Below are 20,923 nucleotides of genomic sequence, written 5' to 3'. Positions count from 1 at the left end.
GTTCGACGACCAGCGTCACGTGCGAGCACCGACAGCGCCGTGCCTGGGCTGGCGGCTGCGGATCACCCTGGAACCGGATATGACGCGGCCCGCTCACGGCGCGGTGGAAACGATGGATCAGGCGCATTGCGGCACCTCCGAAGGTCGGGCTGAGCGCGGGTGTGTCCCGCAGCCCTGAACTCCGGATTTCGCATCCGTTTTGGACACGCGATCCTGAACTTTCTGCCCCGATCCGACCCCAGCGACAGACACGGACAGTGACGACCGCGGCACGTCGCGGTCGGACGTGACCGGGCGCGCGAGGGCCACCGCGGTGGCCACCTGGTCGGTCAGCGGGTCGGTCGGATCGGTCTCGGCGGCGCTGTCGCGCAGGTACGCGGCGAGCCGGAGCTCGGCGCGTTTGCGCGTCTTGTAGACCGCCCACTCGCCGGTCTGGTGCGCCGCGGCCCAGTCCGCGACGGGCACCTCTTCCAACCGGGTCGCACCGATGAGTGCGGCCTCGGTCTGGGTCAGGACTCCGTCCGCGACCGCGCGAGCGAGGACCAGATCCGGGTGACCCCATGGCGAGTGTGGCGGGGTGGAGCGGAAGCCCGGCGCGACCGGAGTCGGACCGGAGAGGGCTTCGGCGAGCGCGTCGTAGCCGGACCGGTAGGCGGCCCACCGCAGTCGCAGCATGATCCGCGGCGGACGCAGATCGATGGTCGACAACGCGGTCAGGAAGCCGCGCAACACCTCGGCGTGGACATCGGCCGGATCGCCGGCGAACCGGTCGGACAGGGTAGCCGCGACCGAGGTCAGCGCGGGCAATGCGACCCCGACCGCGGCGACCGTCCAGGTCGCTCCTTCCGTACGCGAGCGCAGCACCAAATGTGCCCACACCGCGTCCCGCGTCGCCTGCGGGCACCGGCGCGCCAGCAACCGGTCGCGGACCTCGTCCAGCGGGATGTACCGGTCGGGCAGGCCGGGGAAGAGCCGCCCGTTCAGCGACACCGGATGCGGCCCGGTCACCAACCAGGTAAACGTGTCCCGCGCGATATCCAACGAGTTCGGGACAACCTCGTCGCTACCGCGACGAAAAACGGATTGTGCTGCCATGTCGTAACTCCCACGGCGTCGATGCGAACAACAACGCCATCAGGAAGCCACGACCGATACCACGGAAATACCACGCTATTACTAGGCGCCAACTACGCAAACCACATCGGGACTACTAGCGAACTACTATTTCACCCCGCGAACGCGTCGAGTCAAGATCAAAAATGAGCTTGGTCAACTACGAGAGTTGATCAACTCTAGTAGCCTTTGAACTGCTGTTATAGTCGCTCGCTAGTACGGCGCTAGTAGTCACCGCGGGCTCCGATGCGGACCGGCGACAAGATCCACGTATCACTCCCGAAAAGATCTTGAAAAATCTGGCCACTACTGAGTCCAGGAAGCAGCCCGCAGCGACGTGAGGTGGCCGATCAAGCGATTCCTTATGCGCGGATTCGGCAGAACTATTCGAATCGCGTCGAGTCGCGATTGATCCGAGTCGGCGCGGCGCAAGTAAATTTGGCGGGGCGTGTCCAAAACGGGGTCGAAATACGGAGTTAAGGGGCGTCAGAACGCACGGCACCCATCCGTCGGAGGAGACCCCGCGATGACCCCGACACACGGCCACGGCTCACCGGGAGACGGCTTCCAGGAGCACGGCCCGACCGACCCACCGACCGACCCGCTCCCGCCCCCGCAGCGGCGGCGAACATCGCGCCTGCGCACCCTGCGCCACCCGCGTCCCGCCCGGCCGAGCACCGTCTGGCCGTGCGCTCAAGACGACCTCCGCGAGGGCACCGGACTGCTCGCCAACTGGCTGCTGACCGCGGTGATCAAGATCGTCACCACCTACACCCAACCCGGCCAGCGGGTGCTCCTGCTCGACCCCGCGCCCTACCTCGCCCCACCCTCATCGTGGTCGCCAGCCGGGGGCCGCAACCAGTCCCGGCCCGGCCCGTACGCCGGACTGCACGAAGCGGGCTGGACCGTGGTCCGACTCGGCCGCGGCGTCCAAACCCAGACCGCCGTCGCGCACCCCGACCCGGTCGACGAACACTCCGCTGACGCGTCGGTCGAGTCCGAGTCCGGACTCCGACCGCGCACCGACAGTCCGACCACCGACCAGCCCGCCGGACCGTCGACACACCGCCGTCCCGGACCGGACTCCACTGCGACCGGCACCGGTCCGGACCGCTACGACCTCGTCATCACCGCGGCCGACTCGCGCACTCTGAACTGGTTCCGCCCGGCCGACTGGGCCGGTCTGCTCACCCCGACCGGCATGCTCACCGTCATCACTCACGGTGACCATTCCCGTGGTCGGCTCACCGACCCCGCCGGCTCGCTGGTGCGCGCCGCGCAGCACGCCGGGCTGCGCTACCTCGATCGCATCGCCCTGCTGCGCGTCCCCGTCCGCGGCGGCGCCCTCGCGGTCACGACCCCGGCCCCGCACGCCCGACCGCAGGGGCCAGCGGGACCGCTCACGACGCCCGCTCGCCACACCCAGGTGCATGACGACCTCTTGGTGTTCACCCGCCAGCCGGCCCTGACCGACGCCGTCGACGGAGAGGAGACCTCTGGTGACTGACCGTCCCACGTCGCCCTGGCCGCTCCCCCTGCCGCCGGGGGAGGAGCCGCCGATGCGGGCAATGTCGGTCTGGCCGACCGGCCAGCGCGACCCGCTCGCGCAGCTGCGCGACGCCGGCTGTGTGCCGGGCACCGAGACCGATCTCGACCGGATTCCGCCCGCCGTCGCCGCCCACACGATCGCCACCTACACCCGCCCCGGCGACCTCGTTCTCGACCCGGATTGCGGCGTGGGCACCGTCCTCGTCGAGGCGCTGCGCACCGGCCGTCACGCGCTCGGACTGACCTCCCGCAACCGGTGGTGGACCCTCGCTCGCGCCAACGTCACCGCCGCCAAAACCGCGGGCGCGTGGCGCGACGGCTCGGTCCTCGACGCGCGGCCGAAGGTGCTCGCGACCGTCCGGGCCGCCGGGCTGATCGGGCGAGTCGGACTCGTCCTGACCACCCTGCGCACCGCGGACCGAGAGAGCAGTCCGGACCGCGGCCCGGTCGAGTCCGCTCTCGTAGACCTCGCTACGACGCTGCTCTACTGCGAGCCGCTGCTGCGCTCCGGCGGACACGTCGCCATCGTGACGCGACCCCTGCGGAACCCGGACGGCTCGCTGGTCGACCTGACAACTCCGCTCATCGCCGCCGGAATCTCGGCCGGGCTGGCGCCGGTCGAGCGGTGCATCGCGCTGACCGCCGGACTGCGTGGCAGTCGACTGGTCACCCGCGCCTCACTCGCCGAGCGGCGCGCCGCCGCCCGCGCCCGCGTCGCCGGTACGCCGACCGCGCTCACCGCGCACCACGAGGTACTCGTCTTCCAACTCGCCCACGACGCCGAACTCGCTGCTGCCGCGGCAGCCGGCATCCCGTGGCCGACCGAGGACGAGGTCATCCGACCCGCCATCAACGGCGTCACCTACCCCCGCTGGAGGCGATCGGCATGACCACCCGCCTGTACTGCCGCGAGTGCGGCTGGCACCCCGAGTTCCGACGCAAGCGCGCCGCGCTCCGCGCCGCCGCACGCCACCACTGCACCGGCACACCGGTGGCCGAGACCCGTCCACCATGGTGGTCCCGCCTGTGGACAAACCAGTCGGGTACTCGCGCCGTCGACACCGACGCACGAGCGGATGACCAGTCCGGTGACGACGTACTGGTCGATGCTCACGGCAACCGCATCCAGTGGGCCGCGCTCGCCGCGCACCACGCCGAGACCACCCGCCGAGCCCGCGCCGCGATGGTCGAACTCGTCCGCGCCGGCTACCAGATCGGGCCACCGCCCTACGGCTACCGCGCCCTGCGCATCCGGGTCACCGACCCCAGCGGACACAGCAAGCTGCGGGCAGTCCTCGTCCCGGACTGGCAGACCGCCGCGGTCGTCAAGCAGATCTTCACCTGGCGCGCCGACCACGGCCTGACGTTCGCCGCCATCGCCGCACGACTCAACAGCGACCCACGCCAGTACCCGGCACCGGTGCCCAACGGGCGGTGGACCGCCAAGGCCGTCCGTCGCATCGTCACCAACGCCAAGTACACGGGGCGCCAGGTCTGGGCCCGCACCGTCGCCGGCCGCCCTGCGCCGATGGAGCAGTGGGTCACCTCGGCAGCAAAGGTGCACGAGCCGCTGGTCGACGAGCGCACCTTCCACCAAGCACAGCCCAAGCGCGTGGCTGGGGAAGGTGGCCATGACAGTGCAGCTTGACCACTTCTCCGCACGGGCGAAACCCGACCTCACGTTCGGCTCGCTTTGCACCGGATACGGGGGCCTGGACCTCGGTGTCGCAACTGCGCTTGGCGGCGGACGATTGATGTGGGTGGCAGATCCGGACCCACACGTGAGCAAGGTCCTCGCCGCTCGCATGCCGGACATGCCCAACTTGGGCGACATCACAACCGTCGACTGGCAACAGGTCGAGCCCGTCGATGTCCTCACTGCCGGATTCCCGTGTCAGGACATCAGTGCAGCCGGCCGCCGAGCCGGCATCAGGAAAGGAACCCGCAGTGGGATCTGGCACCAGGTCGTCACAGCCGTTCGCCATCTACGACCGGCGCTCCTCGTCGTGGAGAACGTCGCCGCCCTCCGCTGGCGTCAAGGCGGCCTCGACATCGTTCTCGGCGACTTGGCCGAAGTCGGGTATGACGCGCAGTGGACAAGCGTTCGAGCGTCCGACATCGGCGCACCCCACCGACGCGAGCGGGTGTTCCTGCTCGCCTACCCAGCCGAGACCACCTTCACCGCGCAGCCGGTCACGACAGAAGGCGACGGTGACGGCAGCCCGGCCCAGCCCGAATCCATCCGAGTCCGTCAGGCTGCTCCCGACACCACAAGCACGGGACGACACGCGCGGCGGATCCTCGCCCGAGTCGCGTCGGGCAGGGGGACATCAGGTGAACCTCACCGATACGGTCACGACCTTCCTGCCGACGCCAGCGAGCAGCAACCCCAACGATGGCGAGGACCCCGCCGGTTGGCTGCAGCGCCAGGCACATCACCGTGCCCGGGGCATCAACGGCAACGGAATGGGCATGCCCTTATCGATCGCAGTGAGGCTGCTGCCAACGCCACGAGCGAGCGACACGGGCACAGCCGGCAGGAGAGCAGGGGCAGGTTTCCGTCCCCCCTTGTCCCAGGAGGTTCTCCCGCTGTTCCCCGTGCTTCCCGAACCGTAGAAGCTCGTCATGTCGAGCCGGAGGCTTCGCATGTCGACTGGGGCCCCTACGCGCCAGCAATTCGGCGATGGGAACTCATCCGCGGCATAGCAGCTCCGCATCCAACGGAACCTGGCACGAGGAGCCGTCCCCGCCTGTCACCACTGTTCGTCGAATGGCTCATGGGCCTCGACCCAGGCTGGGTAACCGCTGCCGACATACCTCGGGCCGCCCAGCTGAAGGCACTGGGCAACGGCGTCGTTCCTCAACAGGCAGAGTTCGCCGTCCGTCTCATGCTGGACGACCTTCTACGTCGCGACATGCACGACAACGAGGTTCAGGTCGCGTGAAATGGGACCGCAGCTCTCAGTGATACTCGTCACCAGCTGGCCGGAGAATCGTTGACCCCAGGCTCGTCGGCCAGTGCGGTTTCGCGTGGAGGCGTAACCCCATACAACTCGTCCGGCGTGCAGTTCAGGGCGGTACACAACGCCTGCAGCGTTTCGGTCTTCATCTGGACCGGCTGGTTGTTCATCAGCGCGGAGATTGACGGCAGGGACAGGTTGAAGTTGGCGCGTCGGGCGAGAAGTTCCTGCAGTTCTGTGCCCTTCCACACATTGCGCGAGGCCATTACCTGCCTAAGCCGCCATCGAAGTTCCACCGCCACGCCTTCCCGCACTCGCCGGTCATCGCGCCCTGCCTGGGCCGGTCGCCGCTCAGTCTCCCGGATAGGCACCAGAAACCCGACGGACCTCATGGCGTGTTCAACCATGGCACTACGCGACACGCGCAGGACTTAACCTTCTTAGGTTTCACCTATACTATTTAGGCATTACCTTACTCAATGGGAGGCGACTCCCGTCATACGGAGCCCGCGGTCGCGCTCGCAGCCAACGCGGCGCGCCGTCGATGGCATGGAGTCGCGCGTGCGGGGTCTGTACCGCCGAAGGGGAACGAGAGATGGACCGAACCGCTGATGGAGCACCGGGCAACGCGCGGCATGCATCTTGGGGCTACAACAACGTCTGCGGCGCAACCGCCACGCCTTTCGACCGCCTGTGGCGGCAGGTCACCAAGTCGCTGGGTGAGGATCGCTACGCCATGGCCAGCGCTTTGCTTGCTCGGGTGAAAGGTGCGGGGTGATGGCGGCTGACCGACTGCGGCGGCACGAACACTCAGACCGTCTCGTTCCGGACGAGCCGCCAGAGATGGTGTTCGAGGTTCAAATCGTGGAAGGCGCTGAGGCCGAGCGGCTGAGGCTGGAACAAGCACGAGTGCTGTGGGAGGTGACGGAATGGGTGGCCCAGAGGCGATCCGCGCATGGGCAGGACCGCGCCGCGTAGATCGCGCGCATGCGCTCGCCGGGCCGGCGACACGCACGGAGCCATCGTTCATTCGCGTTGCCTTCGCCGGACGGACCTCGACTTACGACCAGCAAGACCCCACGCTGTCGATCCCGCGGCAGCTGCGTACCTGCCACGGCGTGCTCCCGGATACCGCCGTCATCGTCGCGCACTTCTACGACATCGAATCCGGGCGCAAGGATCTGTCCGACCGTGGACGCGGGCAAGCGCACGAGCTGTTCCAGATCCCCGTTCCCCGCGACGGCGGCATCCAAGATCTTCTCGACGAGGCCGATCGGCCGGACCGACGATTCGACGTCGTGATCTGTGAAGACATCTCGCGCGTCGGCCGCCGCTCGTACGCCTCCACGGAGATCGAGCACCGGCTGGAGAAGGCCGGCGTCATGCTCATCGCCGCAGACGAGCCGTTCCGGCTGGACAACACGGGGCGTCGCACCAAGACCTCGACGCAGGTCCTGACGCGTCGGGTCAAGCAAGGCGTGGCCGAGTGGTACGTCATCGAGATGCTCGAAAAGAGCTGGGACGGTTTTGAGACCCACACCGAGCAGGGCTACAACGTCGGCAAACCGTGCTACGGGTACCGAGCCAAGAAGATTCCTCACCCAGTGCCCGCCAAGCGCGCAAAGGGCATCAAGAAGACTCTGCTCGAAGTCCATCCGGTCGAAGGCGCGGTCGTCCGCAAGTCCTTCGGTTGGCGGGTCGTCGAGCGCCTCGGCTACCAAGCGATCGCCGACCGGCTCAACCAAGACCTCGTGACCAACCCGCCACCGATCCCGATCGATCCGGACCGGGCCGTCGGCATCTGGACCTACTCCAATGTCCGCGACATGCTCACCAACCCGAAACACACCGGGCACATGGTGTGGAACCGCCGGGCCCGCAAGGGCGGTGGCAGGAACCGGATGAACCCGGTGTCGGAGTGGGTCTGGTCGCCCGAGCCGGCCCATGAGGCACTGATCGACTTGGAGACCTACGTCCAAGCGCAGCAAGTCGCGGAACGACGCGAGCGATCTCGCACCGCCAGCAGGAGCCGCAACCCGCAGGCCAAACGGATCTACAAGCTCCGCAGCTATATCTTCTGCGTGTGGTGCGGCCGACGGCTGTATGGCAAGACGAAACGGCAACACGCCTACTACGTCTGTGCGCCGAAGAAGGCGTGGGTTCCGGAAGGCCACCCGAGCTCCACGTACTGGGTGCGGGAGCGCAACCTGCTCGAAGGGCTCACCGCATTCCTCGCCGCCCAGGTCTTCGGCCCGTACCGACGTGAGCTGCTCGATGCCAGTCTTCGAACGATCGACGACAACGCTAACCAGGAACGTCAGGCGCGGATCATCGCGCTTCGGCGCTCGATCACCGAGACCGAAACCAAGAGCAAGCGGCTCGTCCGCAGTCTGGAGATCGCCGACGATGTCGACCAAGCCTTCATCCGTGACATCAACGAGCGGCGCGCCGAGCTCCGGTCCCAGAAGGAGGACCTGGAGCGCCAACTCGCCGAAGCCGAGGATGAGGTACAGCGGGCACCGAACCCGACGCTGCTCGACTACTTGCCGGTCACTCCGATCGACCTTGTCGAGCTTCCCGACGAACTCTCGCGCAGGCTGTTCGAGGCCCTCCGGCTGGAGATCCACTACGACCCGAAGACACGCACCGCCACGTGCCGCGTGACGCTGCTGGGCGACACCATCAACGCCGTCTCCCGCACGACCCAGGAGGCGGTGGTCATCCCGTTCCCAAAACAGAAAGGTCCCGCCATGGAGATGCAGCATGACCTCCCCAGCGGGACCGTCTGTGTAGTGCCCCCGGCAGGATTCGAACCTGCGACACCCGCTTTAGGAGAGCGGTGCTCTATCCCCTGAGCTACGAGGGCTGGCTGCCCCAGACTAGCGGGTCCGGCCGCAGGCCATGAGCGTGACCTCGGCCTCGCCCAGCCGAGCGGCCACGAACACCGGCGACGCGGGCACCGATCAACCGACGAAAGGCGCAACCGCCCCGGGTGATCAGCGTATCGACGCCGGCGCTACCAGTGGGTAACCTTCCGTGACCGGGACGCGGAAACCCCGCTCCACCGACCGTTCGGAGGGCTTAGGTTGATCAAGCTCATGTTCGCCGACGACGAGGATCTCGTGCGCTCCAGCCTGCGCGGCATGATGGCGGGCGCGCCGGACATCGAGGTGGTCGGTGAGGCGAACGACGGGCGCTCGGCAGTGGAAACCGCCCGTCGGCTGCACCCGGACGTCGTCCTGCTCGACATCAAGATGCGCGCCCCCGACGACGGCATCCGCGCCCTCCGCGCGATCCTCGAACTGCCCAGCCCGCCCGCCGCCGCGATGCTGACCACCTTCGACATGGACGAGTACGTCAGCCTGGCCCTCCGGCTCGGCGCGAACGGCTTCCTCCTCAAGGACATCGAGCCCGCGGCGCTGCTCCGCGCGGTGCGGGACCTCGCGCGTGGTGGCGCCGTCCTCGACCCGGGCGTCGCGGCGCGGATGGTGCGCGCCCACCGCGAAGGGCAACGCGCCGCGCAGCCCGCGCGCAAGTTGCTCGCCTCACTTTCCGACCGCGAGCGCGAAGTGGTCGGCCTCATCGGGCAGGGCCTGTCCAACGCCGAGATCGGCGGCAAACTCCATCTGTCCGAGGCCACCGTCAAGGGCTACGTCTCCGCGGTCCTGTCCAAGATCGGCGCCGCGAACCGCGTCCAGGCCGCCCTGCTCGCCTACCGCGGCGGGCTGCTGGACCAGTGACTTCTTAGGCGGGTCTCAGCACCGTCCGCAACACTGTCCACATGCGCATTCTCGTTGTCGACGACGATCGGGCCGTCCGGGAGTCGCTCCGCCGGTCGCTGGAGTTCAACGGCTACCAGGTGGAGCTCGCCGGCGACGGCGCCCAGGCGCTGGAGCGCGTCATCGCCGACCGGCCGGACGCCATGATCCTCGACGTCATGATGCCCAGACTCGACGGGCTGGAGGTGGCCCGCCGCCTGCGCAGCACCGGCGACGACCTGCCGATCCTCGTGCTCACCGCCCGGGACACGGTCTCCGACCGCGTCTCCGGCCTGGACGCGGGCGCCGACGACTACCTCCCGAAGCCCTTCGCGCTGGAGGAGCTCCTCGCCCGCCTCCGCGCGCTCCTGCGCCGCGCCTCCCGCGAGGCCCAGACGCCGCCGGACGCCGAGAAGCTCACCTTCGCCGACCTGACCCTCGACCCGGGCACCCGCGAGGTCCGCCGCGGCGAGCGCGACATCAGCCTCACCCGCACCGAGTTCGCGCTGCTCGAACTGTTCATGTCGTACCCGAAGCACGTGCTGACTCGCGGCCGCATCCTCGAGGAGGTGTGGGGCTACGACTTCCCGACCTCGGGCAACGCGCTGGAGGTCTACGTCGGCTACCTGCGTCGCAAGACCGAGGCCGGTGGTGAGCCGCGCCTGATCCACACCGTCCGCGGCGTCGGGTACGTCCTCCGGGAAACCCCGCCGTGAGCCATGTCGTGACCGAACCGGTGCCCGTGATCCGCGTCGACAACGGAGGCGGCCCCGCCCCCCGGAGGGTGTCGCTGCGGGCACGCGTCACGCTGCTGGCCGCGGCGTGCGTGGCGGGGGTGCTGGCGCTGGTCTCGCTCGGCGCCTACATCACGGTCTACAACAACCTGTACCAGCAGGTCGACGACGAGCTGATCCAGCAGGCGAACAGCGTGATCAACGACCCGCAGGTCGTGCAGACCGGCGGCCTGCGCATCCCCACCTACATCACGCGGCTGGTCGACGTGCGGTTCGACCTGATCGTCGCCGACGGCTCGTCCGCGTTCGAGTCGGAGCCGTCGATGCGGCCGCCGATCGGGCTGGACGAGCGCGAGGTCGCCAGCGGCCAGAAGCCGTCGTCGATCCGCACCGACCAGAACACCGACTCGCGCGTGCTCGCCGTGCCCTACCGCTACCAGCCGGGCGTGGCGCTCGTCCTGTCACAACCACTCGACGCGACCAAACAGACCCTGCGTGAGCTGGCGGTTGTCCTCGCGCTTATCGGCGGCGGCGGGATCGTGGTCGCCGCGCTCGCCGGGACGGCCGTGGCCCGCACGGGGCTGCGGCCGGTGGAACGGCTGACGTCGGCGACCGAGCACATCGCCCGGACCGGCGACCTACGGCCGATCCCGATCAGCGGCGACGACGAGCTGGCCCGGCTGACGCACAGCTTCAACACGATGCTCGGCGCCGTAGCCGAGTCGCAGGACCGGCAGCGGCAGCTCGTCGCCGACGCAGGGCACGAGCTGCGCACGCCGCTGACCTCCTTGCGCACCAACCTGGAGCTGCTGCTGTCCGCCAGCCGCTCCGGGGCGCCGACGCTGTCGGAGAAGGACCGCGCGGAGATCGAGACCGACATCAAGGCGCAGCTGGACGAGCTGACCCAGCTCATCGGCGACCTCGTCGAGCTGGCCCGCCAGGACGAGCCGCGCACCGCGTTCGAACGCGTCGAGATGGTCGAGGTCGTGGAACGCGCGCTCGACCGCGCCCGCCGCCGCGCCGGAGAGATCGAGTTCGACGTCGCGCTCCAGCCGTGGCACGTCATCGGCGACGCCGGCGCCCTCGAACGCGCGGTGCTGAACCTGCTGGACAACGCGGTCAAGTTCTCACCGCCGCACTCGCGCGTCGGCGTGCGGATGTACCCGCTCGGCGACGGCACCGCGGTCATCGAGGTGGCCGACTCCGGGCCGGGCATCGCCGACGAGGACCTGCCGCGCGTGTTCGACCGCTTCTACCGCTCGTCCGAGGCGCGCACCCTGCCCGGATCCGGCCTCGGGCTGGCGATCGTCAAACAGGCTGCCGAACGCCACGGCGGCGCCGCGTACGCCGGCCGCGCCCCGGAGGGCGGCGCCCTGCTGAGCCTGCGCCTGCCCGGAATGCCCGGCTGAACCACAACGTCCTGCGCGTGTTGATTCGTGTAGGATTTTGTGTAGTTAGTGGGCGATGGGAGCGATGGTGCTGGCGCGTCAGCGGCAGGCGATGATCCTCGAAGAGGCGCGGCGGAACGGCGCGGTGCGCGTGAGCGACCTGGTCGGCAGGCTCGGCGTGTCCGACATGACCATCCGCCGCGACCTGGACGTCCTCGCCGGCCGCGGTCTGGTGGAGAAGGTGTACGGCGGCGCGACCGCTGTCCTCGGCCCCAGCACCGAGGAGCCCGGGTTCGAGGCCAAGTCGGTGCGGCAGCGGGCGCAGAAGGAGGCCATCGCGAGCCGCGCGGCCGAGCTGGTCCAGCCGGGCACCGCGATCGGCCTGTCCGCGGGCACCACCACGTGGACGCTCGCCCGCGCGCTGGACGGCGTGCCGGGGCTGACGATCGTCACCAACTCGATCCAGGTCGCCGATGTGCTGCGCGCGTCGTCCGCGCCGGACCGCACGGTCGTGCTCACCGGCGGCGTCCGCACGCCGTCCGACGCGCTGGTCGGCCCCGTCGCCGTGCACAGCCTGCGCCGCCTGCACCTCGACCAGGTGTTCCTCGGCGTGCACGGGATGGCCGAGGGGGCGGGCTTCACCACGCCGAACCTGACCGAGAGCGAGACCGACCGCGCGCTGGTCGAGTCCGGGCGGCGGCTGGTCGTGCTCGCCGACTCGTCCAAGTGGGGCGTCGTCGGCATCTCGACCATCGCCGAACTGGACGAGGCGCACGTCGTGGTGACCGACGACGGCCTTGGCGAGGCGGCGCGCACCGTCTTGGCAGAGCATGTGGGTGACCTCGAGGTCGCACCCGTCAACGACGACACGGAGGAAGAGTGAGGCGGACCCTTCGCCACCTTGCCGACGGCAGGGAGATCATCTACTTCGACGAGGGCGAGAACACGCCGCCCCGCACGGCGGAGGACACGCGCGACCTGCCCGCGGTGGCCGCCAGCTCGGAGATCCGCCTCGACCCGCTGACCGGCGAGTGGGTCGCGATGGCCGCGCACCGGCAGACCCGCACCTACAAGCCGCCCGCCGACCTGTGCCCGCTGTGCCCGACCAAGCCGGGCAAGCCGAGTGAGATCCCCGAGCCCGACTACGACGTCGTCGTGTTCGAGAACCGCTTCCCCTCCTTCGAGGAGGGCGCCACCGGCGAGTCGTCCACACTGGACGGTCTGGGTCTCGTGCGGACCGCGCCGGGCAAGGGACGCTGCGAGGTCGTCTGCTTCACCAGTGACCACAACGGATCCTTCGCGGGGCTGAGCCCGTCCCGCGTGCGCACGGTCGTCGACGCCTGGGCGGACCGGACGGCCGCGCTGTCCGAGATCGACGGGCTGGAGCAGGTCTTCCCGTTCGAGAACCGGGGCGAGGAGATCGGCGTGACGCTGCACCACCCGCACGGCCAGATCTACGGCTACCCGTTCGTCACGCCGAAGACGCGCCGCATGCTCGACGTGGCCCGCGCCTACCAGGAGGAGCGCGGCCGCCCGGTGCTCGGCGACGTGCTGGCCGCCGAGCGCAAGGCCGGGACGCGTGTGATCGCGGAGGGGCAGTACTGGACCGCGTTCGTCCCGCCCGCGGCGCGGTGGCCGGTGCACGTGCAGGTCGTGCCGCACCGCCAGGTGCCCGACATCCCGGCGCTGACCGACGCCGAGCGGGACGACTTCGCCGAGGTCTACCTCGACGTGCTGCGCCGCTGCGACGGGCTGTACAACCGGCCGCTGCCCTACATCGCCGGCTGGCACCAGGCGCCCGTCCGGATCGACCGCGAGCTGGGCTGGCTGCACCTCGAACTGTTCTCGATCCTGCGCGCGCCGGACAAGCTGAAGTACCTGGCCGGGTCTGAATCGGGCGAGGCGGTGTGGATCAACGACGCGACGCCGGAGCAGATCGCGGAACGTCTCCGCGCGGTGGGCTGAGTCCGGCGGCATACTCATGCGTGACCCTCAGGCTGGGCTCAGCCCGCTCTCAGGACCGACACGCATGGTAGGGACATGACCGAGAACGACCCCAGCGCACCGCACGACGGCGGTGCCCAGCGGGAGCCCGGCGCGCAGCAGTCGCCGGAGGACGCGAAGACGCCACCGCGCGGAACGCCGCTCGGCTCGGGGCCGCAGCAGCAGCCGAGTCCGTGGTCGGCGCAGGGAGCCGCGCAGCAGCAGTCGCACGCCGCCCAGCCGGGGCAGGCCGGGGGGCACGAGCAGAGCGCGTATGCGCAGACGGGGCAGCAGCCGGCCGGGCAGGGGACCGGGCCGCAGCAGGCAGGGCAGTCCGGCGGGTACCCGTGGACGCCGCCGGGCGCGCAGCAGCAGTCGCCGTACGCGACCGCGACGATGCCCGCGCCGGCCGTGCCGCAGCAGCGTCGTGGCCCGGGCAAGCTCGTGGCCGGGGTCGCCGTGCTGGCGTTGATCGTCGGTGGCGGAGCGGGTGCCGCCGGGGGGTACCTGACCGCGCAGAACAGCGGGAGCGGCGCGTCGTACAACGCGCTCGACCAGCCGGTGCCGGCGCAGCAGACGGCGACCGCGCCGGAGGGTTCGGTCGAGGCGGTGGCGCAGAAGCTGTCGCCGAGCGTGGTGGAGCTGCAGGTGTCCGGCCGGAGCGGGCAGGGTGAGGGCTCCGGGTTCGTGTTGTCCACGGACGGCTACATCCTGACCAACAACCACGTCGTCGAGGTCGCCGCGGAGGGCGGGTCGATCCAGGCGGTGTTCCAGGACGGCACCAAGGCGGCCGCGTCGATCGTCGGCCGCGACCCGACGACCGACATCGCGGTCGTGAAGGTCGACGGCGTGAAGAACCTGACGCCGGTGGCGCTCGGCAACTCGGACGACCTGAACGTGGGCCAGTCGGTGGTGGCGATCGGGTCGCCGTTCGAGCTGGCCGGGACGGTCACGTCGGGCATCGTGAGCGCGCTGCACCGCCCGGTGCGGGCCGGTGGCAGCGAGGGCGACCAGACGACGGTGATGAGCGCGATCCAGACCGACGCGGCGATCAACCCGGGCAATTCGGGTGGCCCGCTGGCGAACCTGTCCGGCCAGGTGATCGGCATCAACTCGGCCATCTACAGCCCGCAGTCGAGCGGAATGGGCCAGACGGAGGCCACGAACGCCGGCATCGGTTTCGCGATCCCGATCAACCAGGCGCGGCGCACGGCGCAGGAGATCATCGACACCGGCAAGGCGACGCAGACGTTCATCGGGGCGAACGTCAGCGACGCGCAGCAGGGTGGCGCGCAGATCGCCGGCGTGCAGTCCGGCAGCCCGGCCGAGCAGGCGGGCCTGAAGCAGGGCGACGTCGTGACGAAGGTCGAAGACCTGGTCATCAACGACGCGGACGGCCTCATCGCGGCCGTGCGAACCCGCGCCCCGGGCGACAAGGTGACCTTCACGCTGAGCGATGGCCGCACGGTGCAGGTCACCCTGGGCGGCCAACCGGTGCCGACGAACTGAGTGCCGGCTGCGTGAGGGGCGCTCGGCGACTCGGGTGGCTGGGCTGAGGAGTTGGCCGCTCCCGCGCGAGCGGGCGGACGAGGGCTCGGCCGGCCAGGTGGCCGGAGGTTGGGCGGGCCGGGGTGGTGGCCAACCCGAGGTGGCCGGCTCGGACGGTGCGCGTGGTGGGGCTTTTGGGATCGGCTGCTCGGGCGGCCGGGGTTGGTGGGTTTCGGCCGCTCGGGGCGGTCGGAGGGAATGAACAGGCGCTCGGCCGCTCGGGGCGGCCGAGACCACTTGACCGGCTCTCACGGGGTTGAGCCGGTATCCAAGCCGCGTGCGACTGGATGTTTTCCGGTCGCGCGCGGTTTCTCTTTGCGCTTGTCGCGGGATGGGGCGCAGAACCTGGCCAAGCCGGGGTCGCCCTGGGGGCTGCGGCGACCAGCCGTGGGAAGTTGTCCACTTCGGACGGCGGCTTGGTGCGGAAGGCAACCGGCCGCGGGCCGGGTCGGGGAGCGTCGCGGCTGCGTCGGAGGCGTTCGGGCGGGACGGCGCGGTCGTGCGTGCCCGGCCTACCTCTCAGTAGTGGCGACGTGCTCGTCGAAGGTCGGTAACCACCGGATACCGTGTGCTCATGGAACGCAGTGCACAGCGGCTGGGCCGCGCGCTCGTGGTGATCGTGGACGACCGCGCGGCGCACGGCGAGCATGAGGACACCTCGGGCCCCCTGGTTCAGGAGCTGCTGGAGGAAGCCGGCTTCATCGTGGACGGCGTGGTGCTGGTGCACGCCGACACCGTGGCGATCCGCAACGCGCTCAACACCGCCGTCATCGGTGGTGTGGACCTCGTCATCACCGTCGGCGGCACGGGGGTGTCGCCGCGCGACGTCACCCCCGACGCCACGATCGGCGTGCTCGACCGGCCCATCCCCGGCATCGGCGAGGCCCTGCGCTCCTCCGGGCTCGCCGCAGGCGCGGTCGACGCGGGCATCTCGCGTGGCCTGGTCGGCGTCTCCGGCAGCACGCTGGTGGTCAACCTCGCCGGCTCCCGCGCCGCGGTGCGCGACGGCATGGCGACGTTGTCCTCGCTCGTGCCGTACGTGATCGACCAGCTCTCCGGGCTCGACGAGTCCTGATGCCCGGGGAGGACCGGGAGCGCAAGCCTCCCCGCGACCGGCGCAAGCTGGACGAGATCTTCGGGGAGGTCCTCCCGGAAACAACGTCCGACGAGCGCGAGCCGGAACGCCCGGCCCGCGACGAGGACGCCTGGTACCGCGAGAACCGGCCGCCCCACCACGGCGGTTAGGCCGGGGAGAGGGTTCTCCAAGGGGCGGTGGTCAGCCCAGCAGGCCGCGGCAGCTGGTTGCCGACGATGTCCGGCCTTGACCGGCTACCGGACAAAACCAGGCTGCCCGCGGTTCCGTATTGAGGCACCGACAGGGTGCCGTGTGGGCGCGGTGTGTGCTGTTGGCCCCCGCTCAGGGCTGCTGCCGAGCTGATGTCGGGGTGCGCTGGCTGGGTGTCCGCTGTTGGCTGCGGCTGGCGTCGGGGGTGGGGCATCGGGTTGAGCCTGGCGCCTCGGGCGGTGCGTCGGGCGCGCCGACCTTCGTACGTGTCCTAAGCCGGCTCGGCGGGCTTCGGCTCACTGCCTGCTCCGGGACCGGAGCCCCGGAGCACGAGCGAGCCTCAGTCGCGGCTTTCAGCGCGGCTGCTGACCTGGCCGTTGGAGCCGCTCTGCTGGCGCAGCAGGTCGCGGATCTCCGTCAGCAGCTCGACGTCCGTCGGCTCGGACGGGCCCTCCTCCTGGCCGCGCTTGCGGCGCTCCTGGATCTTCTTCATCGGCAGGACCAGCAGGAAGTAGACCACCGCGGCCACGATCACGAAGTTGATCGCCGCGTTGATCACGCCTCCGAAGTCGAGGAACGTGGAGTCGTTGTCGCGCAGGACGTTGAACCCCAGGCCCTTCGCGGCGTCCGAACCGCCGATCGCGTTGATCAGCGGCTTGATCAGCCCGTTGGTGAAGGCCGTGACGATCGCGGTGAACGCCGTCCCGATGACGACCGCGACCGCCAGCTCGATGACGTTGCCGCGCATCAGGAAGTCTTTGAAGCCCTTCAGCATGTGCACTCCTCTCGTCCGGAAACGGCTAACGGAGGGTAACGGCTACCGGGTTCCGGAGTGACATCGCGGCCACCTCCCTGGCCGTCTCCTCGGGCAACGAGAGGACGACGAGCGGCCCGTCCCGCGCGCTCGCGAGACGTCCGGCCGCGGCGGGCGGCGGCCGCACCGACAGCACACTTGCCATGCTGGCCAGCACTTTCCTGCCCGCCACGGACTCGTCGAAGGTGACCACGTCGACCCGCATGCCGGGGGTCAGCAGCTCGGCCACACCGGTGTCCGCGAGGCGGACCGGGACCGCGGCAAGGGCAAGATCACCCGTGAAGGGGACGGGTGCGGAGGGTGGCGGCGGCGCGGCCCGCGGCTGGGCCGCGTCCGGGCGTGCGGCCAGCACGGCCGCGGTGATCAGCAGGCCGGCGGCGACCAGCTTGCGCAGCCGGTGCCATCGGCGGCCGCCGAAGCGGGGCCGGAGCCGGTTCCAACGGGCACGCGGATCGAAGCGCATGGCGAAGCACCCCCAGTCGTCGAGCGCGACGGCGGAGTGCCGTCGACGAGATCGACGCTAGGGGTGCTGACACCCGGCGGAAAAGACGCGGATCTGGCAGCTGTGGATAACTGGGTACTTGTGGATAACTCGGCCGTCAGGAAGCCGCGGCCGCGGTTGTCGTCGTACCGCTCGACGAGGATGACGAAGAGACGGAGCTGCTCTTGCTCTCGCCGGAGGAGCTCGACGAGCTGGACGAGGAGGAGGTGGACGACTTCGACGACGAGGACGAAGACGACGAGCGCGAGTCGGTCCGGTAGAAGCCGGAGCCCTTGAAGATCACGCCGACCGCTCCGTAGAGCTTGCGCAGCGGGCCGGTGCACTCCGGGCACTCGGTCAGGCTGGCTTCGGAGAACGACTGCACGGCCTCGAAACGGTGGCCGCACTCCTTGCAGGCGTACTGGTACGTGGGCACAGGTGCTCCTTCGCGCATTGGCACTCGATCCGCAAGAGTGCTAACGCAATTGTGCTGGAGACCATTCCCCCAGCGCAAACAAGGGTTGGTCACAGTGGCAGCCGGACGTGCCCGCGGCCGGGGGTGAGCGCCCCGGTCATGAGCACGTCGTGGTCCTCCGCGGGCAGCTGTTCGACCAGCTCAGCGTCCCGGACGACGGCCACCAGGTCGGCGCCGGGCGCGGCGTGCGCGAGGGACCGGTCGTAGAACCCGGCGCCCCGCCCGAGCCGCACGCCGCGGTGGTCGACGGCCAGAGCGGGCAGCAGGACCAGCCCGGCGCCGGCCAGCGCGTCCGGGCCGAGGAGCCGACCGGTCGGCTCGAGGATGCGCCGCAGCCGTCCCGCGCGCAGGCTCCCGGTGCCCGTGTACTCGGCCCAGTCCAGCGGCCCGGGCTCGGCGGGAATCGCCGGGAGCAGCACCCGCGCGCCGCGCTCGCGCAGCACGTCGAGCAGGCCGATCGAGCCCGGCTCGGAGCCGAACGGGACGTAGCAGCACACGGTGTCCGGGAGTGACATCGCGGACACCGCGCGGACCAGCGCGGCGGCCTCGGCGACCCGTTGCTGCACGGAGACGGCCGCGCGGGCGGCCGACAGCTTCGCGCGCCACTCGGCCTTCGTCACCTCGTCATTGCGCTGCGCACCCATGTACGCAGGTTAGGCTTGGCGCCTATGACGGGCGCCTTCGACAACCACTCGTTCCGAACCGCAATCGTCCCGGCCGCGGGCCTGGGCACCCGGTTCCTGCCGACGACGAAAGCGATACCCAAGGAGCTGCTCCCGGTGGTGGACACCCCGGGGATCGAGATCGTCGCGAGCGAAGCCGCACAGGCCGGGGCGAAACGCCTGGTGATCGTCACCTCGCCGGGCAAGGAGTCCGTGGTCAGCTACTTCCGGCCGTCGCCCGAGCTGGAGGCCAACCTCGAGCGCAAGGGCAAGTCCGCGCTGCTGGAGAAGGTCCGCCGCGGGCCGGAGCTGATCGACGTCGAGGTCGCGATCCAGGAGGAGGCCCTCGGCCTCGGGCACGCGGTGGCCCAGGCCGAGCCGAACCTGACCGACGAGGACGAGGCCGTCGCGGTGCTGCTGCCCGACGACCTGGTGCTGCCGGCCGGCGTGCTCTCGAAGATGTCCGAGGTGCGCGCCAAGCACGGCGGCAGCGTGCTGTGCGCGTTCGACATCCCGAAGGAGCAGATCTCGCCCTACGGCGTGTTCGACGTCACGGACACCGGCGACGCCGACGTCAAGCGGGTGCACGGCATGGTCGAGAAGCCCTCGCCGGAGGAAGCGCCGTCCACCTACGCCGCGGCCGGCCGCTACCTCCTCGACCGGGCGATCTTCGACGCCCTGCGTCGCATCGAGCCGGGCGCGGGTGGTGAACTGCAGCTCACCGATGCCGTCGCGCTGCTGATCGAGGAGGGCCACCCCGTGCACATCGTGGTCCACCGGGGCGGGCGGCACGACCTCGGCAACCCGGGCGGCTTCCTCAAGGCCGCCGTCGACTTCGCCCTCGACGACCCGGACTACGGGCCCGAGCTGCGCAACTGGCTGACCGAACGACTCGGGACCGATCGCTGATGACCGACCCCACCCCGGAGCCCGACCAGGCCGAGCAGGACCTCCGCTCGGTCGACGAGCAGATCGCCCGCGTCCTGCAGGCCGCGGTGCGCCCGCGCCCCGTCCGCGTCGCGATCTCCGAAGCGCAGGGCCTGCTCTGCGCCGAGGAGGTCGTGGCCGAGCACGCGCTGCCCGGCTTCGACCAGGCCGCCGTCGACGGTTACGCGGTGCGCAGCGTGGACGTGCGCGCCGACGGCGAGGAGCCCGTCCAGCTCCCGGTGGTGGGGGAGATCCCGGCCGGCTCACGGCAGCCCCGGCGGCTGCAGCCCGGGCAGGCCGTCCGGGTCGCCACCGGGGCGCCGCTGCCGACCCTCGCCGACGCCGTCGTGCCGACCGCCTTCACCGACGGCCACCCGGCCAAGGTGACGATCCACCGCTCGGTGCCGTCCGCGGCCTACGTGCGGCGGACCGGCGAGGACGTGCAGATCGGCGACGTGGCCGTTCGCCAGGGCGACACGATCGGCGCGGCGCAGGTGGGCCTGCTCGCGGCGGTCGGCCGCTCGAAAGTGCTGGTCTACCCGCGGCCGCGGGTGTCGATCGTGTCGGTGGGCGACGAGCTGGTCGACATCGACCGCACCCCGACGACCGGCCAGGTCTACGACGTCAACTCCTACGCGCTCGCGGCCGCCGCGCGCGACGCGGGCGCCGAGGTCAGCCGCGTCGGGATCGTGCCGAGCGACCCGAAACGGTTGCGTGAGGTCGTCGAGGGCAGGCTGCTGATGTCCGAGGTCGTCGTGGTCGCGGGCGGAGCGGGCGGCACCGCCGGCGACGAGGTGCAGGCGGCCCTGTCCGACCTCGGTGAGATCGACATGACCCGCGTCGGCATGCACCCGGGGTCCGCGCAGGGCTTCGGGCGGCTCGGCCCGGACTCCGTGCCGACCTTCCTGATCCCGGCGAACCCGATGAGCGCGCTGGTCGTGTTCGAGGTGCTGATCCGGCCGCTGATCCGCGCCGCCCGCGGCACCCGCAACCCGCACCGCCGCACGGTGAGCGCGCGGCTGCTGTCGCCGGTGTCCTCGACCAAGGGCCGGCGCGGTTACCTGCGCGGGCAGCTGCTGCGCGATGAGAGCACCGGCGAGTACCTGGTGCAGCCGCTGGGCACGTCCGGCGCGCACCTGCTCGCGTCGCTGGCCGAGGCGAACTGCCTGGTCAATGTGGACGAGGACCTCACCGAGGTGCCCGCGGGCGAGCAGGTCAAGGTGACCTTCCTGGCGCAGCGGGGTTAG

21 protein-coding genes, 1 tRNA gene and 1 pseudogene are annotated in these 20,923 nt (G+C 70.4%); 16 read left to right on the top strand and 7 right to left on the bottom strand.

Annotation, left to right across the window (positions count from 1 at the left end):
- Positions 1-117: 117 nt before the first annotated feature.
- Positions 118-1,008, bottom strand: coding sequence for a hypothetical protein (locus ABZ193_RS08530; RefSeq protein ID WP_354709387.1), 891 nt, complete (start codon positions 1,006-1,008; stop codon positions 118-120).
- Positions 1,009-1,639: 631 nt separating this feature from the next.
- On the opposite strand from ABZ193_RS08530, the gene ABZ193_RS08525 reads away from it, so the two are divergent.
- The 4 genes from ABZ193_RS08525 to dcm are packed head-to-tail and all read left to right on the top strand — an operon-like array spanning position 1,640 to position 5,606.
- A complete protein-coding gene (locus tag ABZ193_RS08525) occupies positions 1,640-2,620 on the top strand; it encodes a hypothetical protein (RefSeq protein WP_354709386.1) in 981 nt (326 codons plus the stop codon).
- The gene (locus ABZ193_RS08520; RefSeq protein ID WP_354709385.1) at positions 2,613-3,551 is read left to right on the top strand and encodes a DNA methyltransferase; all 939 of its coding nucleotides are present in this window, start codon (positions 2,613-2,615) and stop codon (positions 3,549-3,551) included. Before ABZ193_RS08525 ends, ABZ193_RS08520 begins: the two co-directional genes overlap by 8 nt.
- Positions 3,548-4,309: a recombinase family protein gene (locus tag ABZ193_RS08515; protein WP_354709384.1), complete on the top strand. Its 762-nt coding sequence runs from the start codon at positions 3,548-3,550 to the stop codon at positions 4,307-4,309. Before ABZ193_RS08520 ends, ABZ193_RS08515 begins: the two co-directional genes overlap by 4 nt.
- Positions 4,293-5,606, top strand: a complete 1,314-nt coding sequence (gene dcm, locus ABZ193_RS08510; RefSeq protein ID WP_354709383.1) for a DNA (cytosine-5-)-methyltransferase — start codon at positions 4,293-4,295, stop codon at positions 5,604-5,606. Before ABZ193_RS08515 ends, dcm begins: the two co-directional genes overlap by 17 nt.
- Positions 5,607-5,635: 29 nt before the next feature.
- Here the strand turns inward: dcm and ABZ193_RS08505 are convergent, their stop codons facing one another.
- Entirely contained in the window at positions 5,636-5,923 is a 288-nt protein-coding gene (locus ABZ193_RS08505; protein ID WP_354709382.1) for a helix-turn-helix transcriptional regulator, read from the bottom strand.
- A 293-nt stretch (positions 5,924-6,216) separates the two neighbouring features.
- On the opposite strand from ABZ193_RS08505, the gene ABZ193_RS08500 reads away from it, so the two are divergent.
- Both ABZ193_RS08500 and ABZ193_RS08495 read left to right on the top strand, forming a co-directional pair.
- Complete coding sequence (locus ABZ193_RS08500; protein ID WP_354709380.1) at positions 6,217-6,399, top strand: hypothetical protein; 183 nt, start codon at positions 6,217-6,219, stop codon at positions 6,397-6,399.
- 151 nt (positions 6,400-6,550) lie between these two features.
- Positions 6,551-7,564: pseudogene (locus tag ABZ193_RS08495) on the top strand (recombinase family protein); the annotation flags it as partial.
- A gap of 850 nt (positions 7,565-8,414) precedes the next feature.
- Here the strand turns inward: ABZ193_RS08495 and ABZ193_RS08490 are convergent.
- Positions 8,415-8,487 (bottom strand) — tRNA-Arg (locus tag ABZ193_RS08490).
- A 220-nt stretch (positions 8,488-8,707) separates the two neighbouring features.
- Between ABZ193_RS08490 and ABZ193_RS08485 the strand changes: the two genes are divergently transcribed.
- The 8 genes from ABZ193_RS08485 to ABZ193_RS08450 all read left to right on the top strand — a co-directional run bounded on the left by ABZ193_RS08485 (position 8,708) and on the right by ABZ193_RS08450 (position 16,277).
- Entirely contained in the window at positions 8,708-9,361 is a 654-nt protein-coding gene (locus ABZ193_RS08485) for a response regulator transcription factor (protein ID WP_017984995.1), read from the top strand.
- Between the two features lie 41 nt (positions 9,362-9,402).
- Complete coding sequence (locus ABZ193_RS08480) at positions 9,403-10,095, top strand: response regulator transcription factor (protein WP_020421613.1); 693 nt, start codon at positions 9,403-9,405, stop codon at positions 10,093-10,095.
- Between the two features lie 20 nt (positions 10,096-10,115).
- The gene (locus tag ABZ193_RS08475) at positions 10,116-11,522 is read left to right on the top strand and encodes a HAMP domain-containing sensor histidine kinase (RefSeq protein WP_162146059.1); all 1,407 of its coding nucleotides are present in this window, start codon (positions 10,116-10,118) and stop codon (positions 11,520-11,522) included.
- Between the two features lie 64 nt (positions 11,523-11,586).
- Positions 11,587-12,384 (top strand): DeoR/GlpR family DNA-binding transcription regulator, encoded by a 798-nt coding sequence (locus tag ABZ193_RS08470; protein ID WP_020421611.1) that lies wholly within the window; start codon positions 11,587-11,589, stop codon positions 12,382-12,384.
- On the top strand, positions 12,381-13,466 hold the full coding sequence (galT, locus tag ABZ193_RS08465) for a galactose-1-phosphate uridylyltransferase (protein WP_237339582.1): 1,086 nt from the start codon (positions 12,381-12,383) through the stop codon (positions 13,464-13,466). Before ABZ193_RS08470 ends, galT begins: the two co-directional genes overlap by 4 nt.
- Before the next feature lie 75 nt (positions 13,467-13,541).
- Complete coding sequence (locus tag ABZ193_RS08460) at positions 13,542-14,993, top strand: trypsin-like peptidase domain-containing protein (RefSeq protein ID WP_237339581.1); 1,452 nt, start codon at positions 13,542-13,544, stop codon at positions 14,991-14,993.
- Positions 14,994-15,606: 613 nt separating this feature from the next.
- Positions 15,607-16,107 (top strand): molybdenum cofactor biosynthesis protein B, encoded by a 501-nt coding sequence (locus ABZ193_RS08455; RefSeq protein ID WP_017984989.1) that lies wholly within the window; start codon positions 15,607-15,609, stop codon positions 16,105-16,107.
- Complete coding sequence (locus ABZ193_RS08450; RefSeq protein ID WP_020421608.1) at positions 16,107-16,277, top strand: hypothetical protein; 171 nt, start codon at positions 16,107-16,109, stop codon at positions 16,275-16,277. Before ABZ193_RS08455 ends, ABZ193_RS08450 begins: the two co-directional genes overlap by 1 nt.
- A 380-nt stretch (positions 16,278-16,657) precedes the next feature.
- Here ABZ193_RS08450 and mscL read toward each other — a convergent pair whose 3' ends face one another.
- The 4 genes from mscL to ABZ193_RS08430 form a co-directional block, all read right to left on the bottom strand.
- Entirely contained in the window at positions 16,658-17,092 is a 435-nt protein-coding gene (gene mscL / locus ABZ193_RS08445) for a large-conductance mechanosensitive channel protein MscL (RefSeq protein WP_020421607.1), read from the bottom strand.
- A 25-nt stretch (positions 17,093-17,117) separates the two neighbouring features.
- On the bottom strand, positions 17,118-17,594 hold the full coding sequence (locus tag ABZ193_RS08440; protein WP_020421606.1) for a hypothetical protein: 477 nt from the start codon (positions 17,592-17,594) through the stop codon (positions 17,118-17,120).
- 136 nt (positions 17,595-17,730) lie between these two features.
- Positions 17,731-18,048: an FmdB family zinc ribbon protein gene (locus ABZ193_RS08435; protein WP_237339580.1), complete on the bottom strand. Its 318-nt coding sequence runs from the start codon at positions 18,046-18,048 to the stop codon at positions 17,731-17,733.
- 89 nt (positions 18,049-18,137) lie between these two features.
- Positions 18,138-18,731, bottom strand: coding sequence for a 5-formyltetrahydrofolate cyclo-ligase (locus ABZ193_RS08430; protein WP_027936384.1), 594 nt, complete (start codon positions 18,729-18,731; stop codon positions 18,138-18,140).
- A 24-nt stretch (positions 18,732-18,755) separates the two neighbouring features.
- Here ABZ193_RS08430 and ABZ193_RS08425 point away from each other — a divergent pair, with 24 nt between their 5' ends.
- Positions 18,756-19,658 (top strand): UTP--glucose-1-phosphate uridylyltransferase, encoded by a 903-nt coding sequence (locus ABZ193_RS08425; protein WP_237339579.1) that lies wholly within the window; start codon positions 18,756-18,758, stop codon positions 19,656-19,658.
- Positions 19,658-20,923 (top strand): gephyrin-like molybdotransferase Glp, encoded by a 1,266-nt coding sequence (gene glp, locus ABZ193_RS08420; RefSeq protein WP_017984982.1) that lies wholly within the window; start codon positions 19,658-19,660, stop codon positions 20,921-20,923. The genes ABZ193_RS08425 and glp overlap by 1 nt, the downstream gene beginning before the upstream one ends.

The sequence above is a fragment of the Amycolatopsis sp. NPDC006125 genome, assembly GCF_040614195.1.
GTDB lineage: Bacteria > Actinomycetota > Actinomycetes > Mycobacteriales > Pseudonocardiaceae > Amycolatopsis_E > Amycolatopsis_E tucumanensis.
Note: the sequence above shows the minus strand (reverse complement) of the source record. Positions and strands in the feature narration are given on the sequence as shown.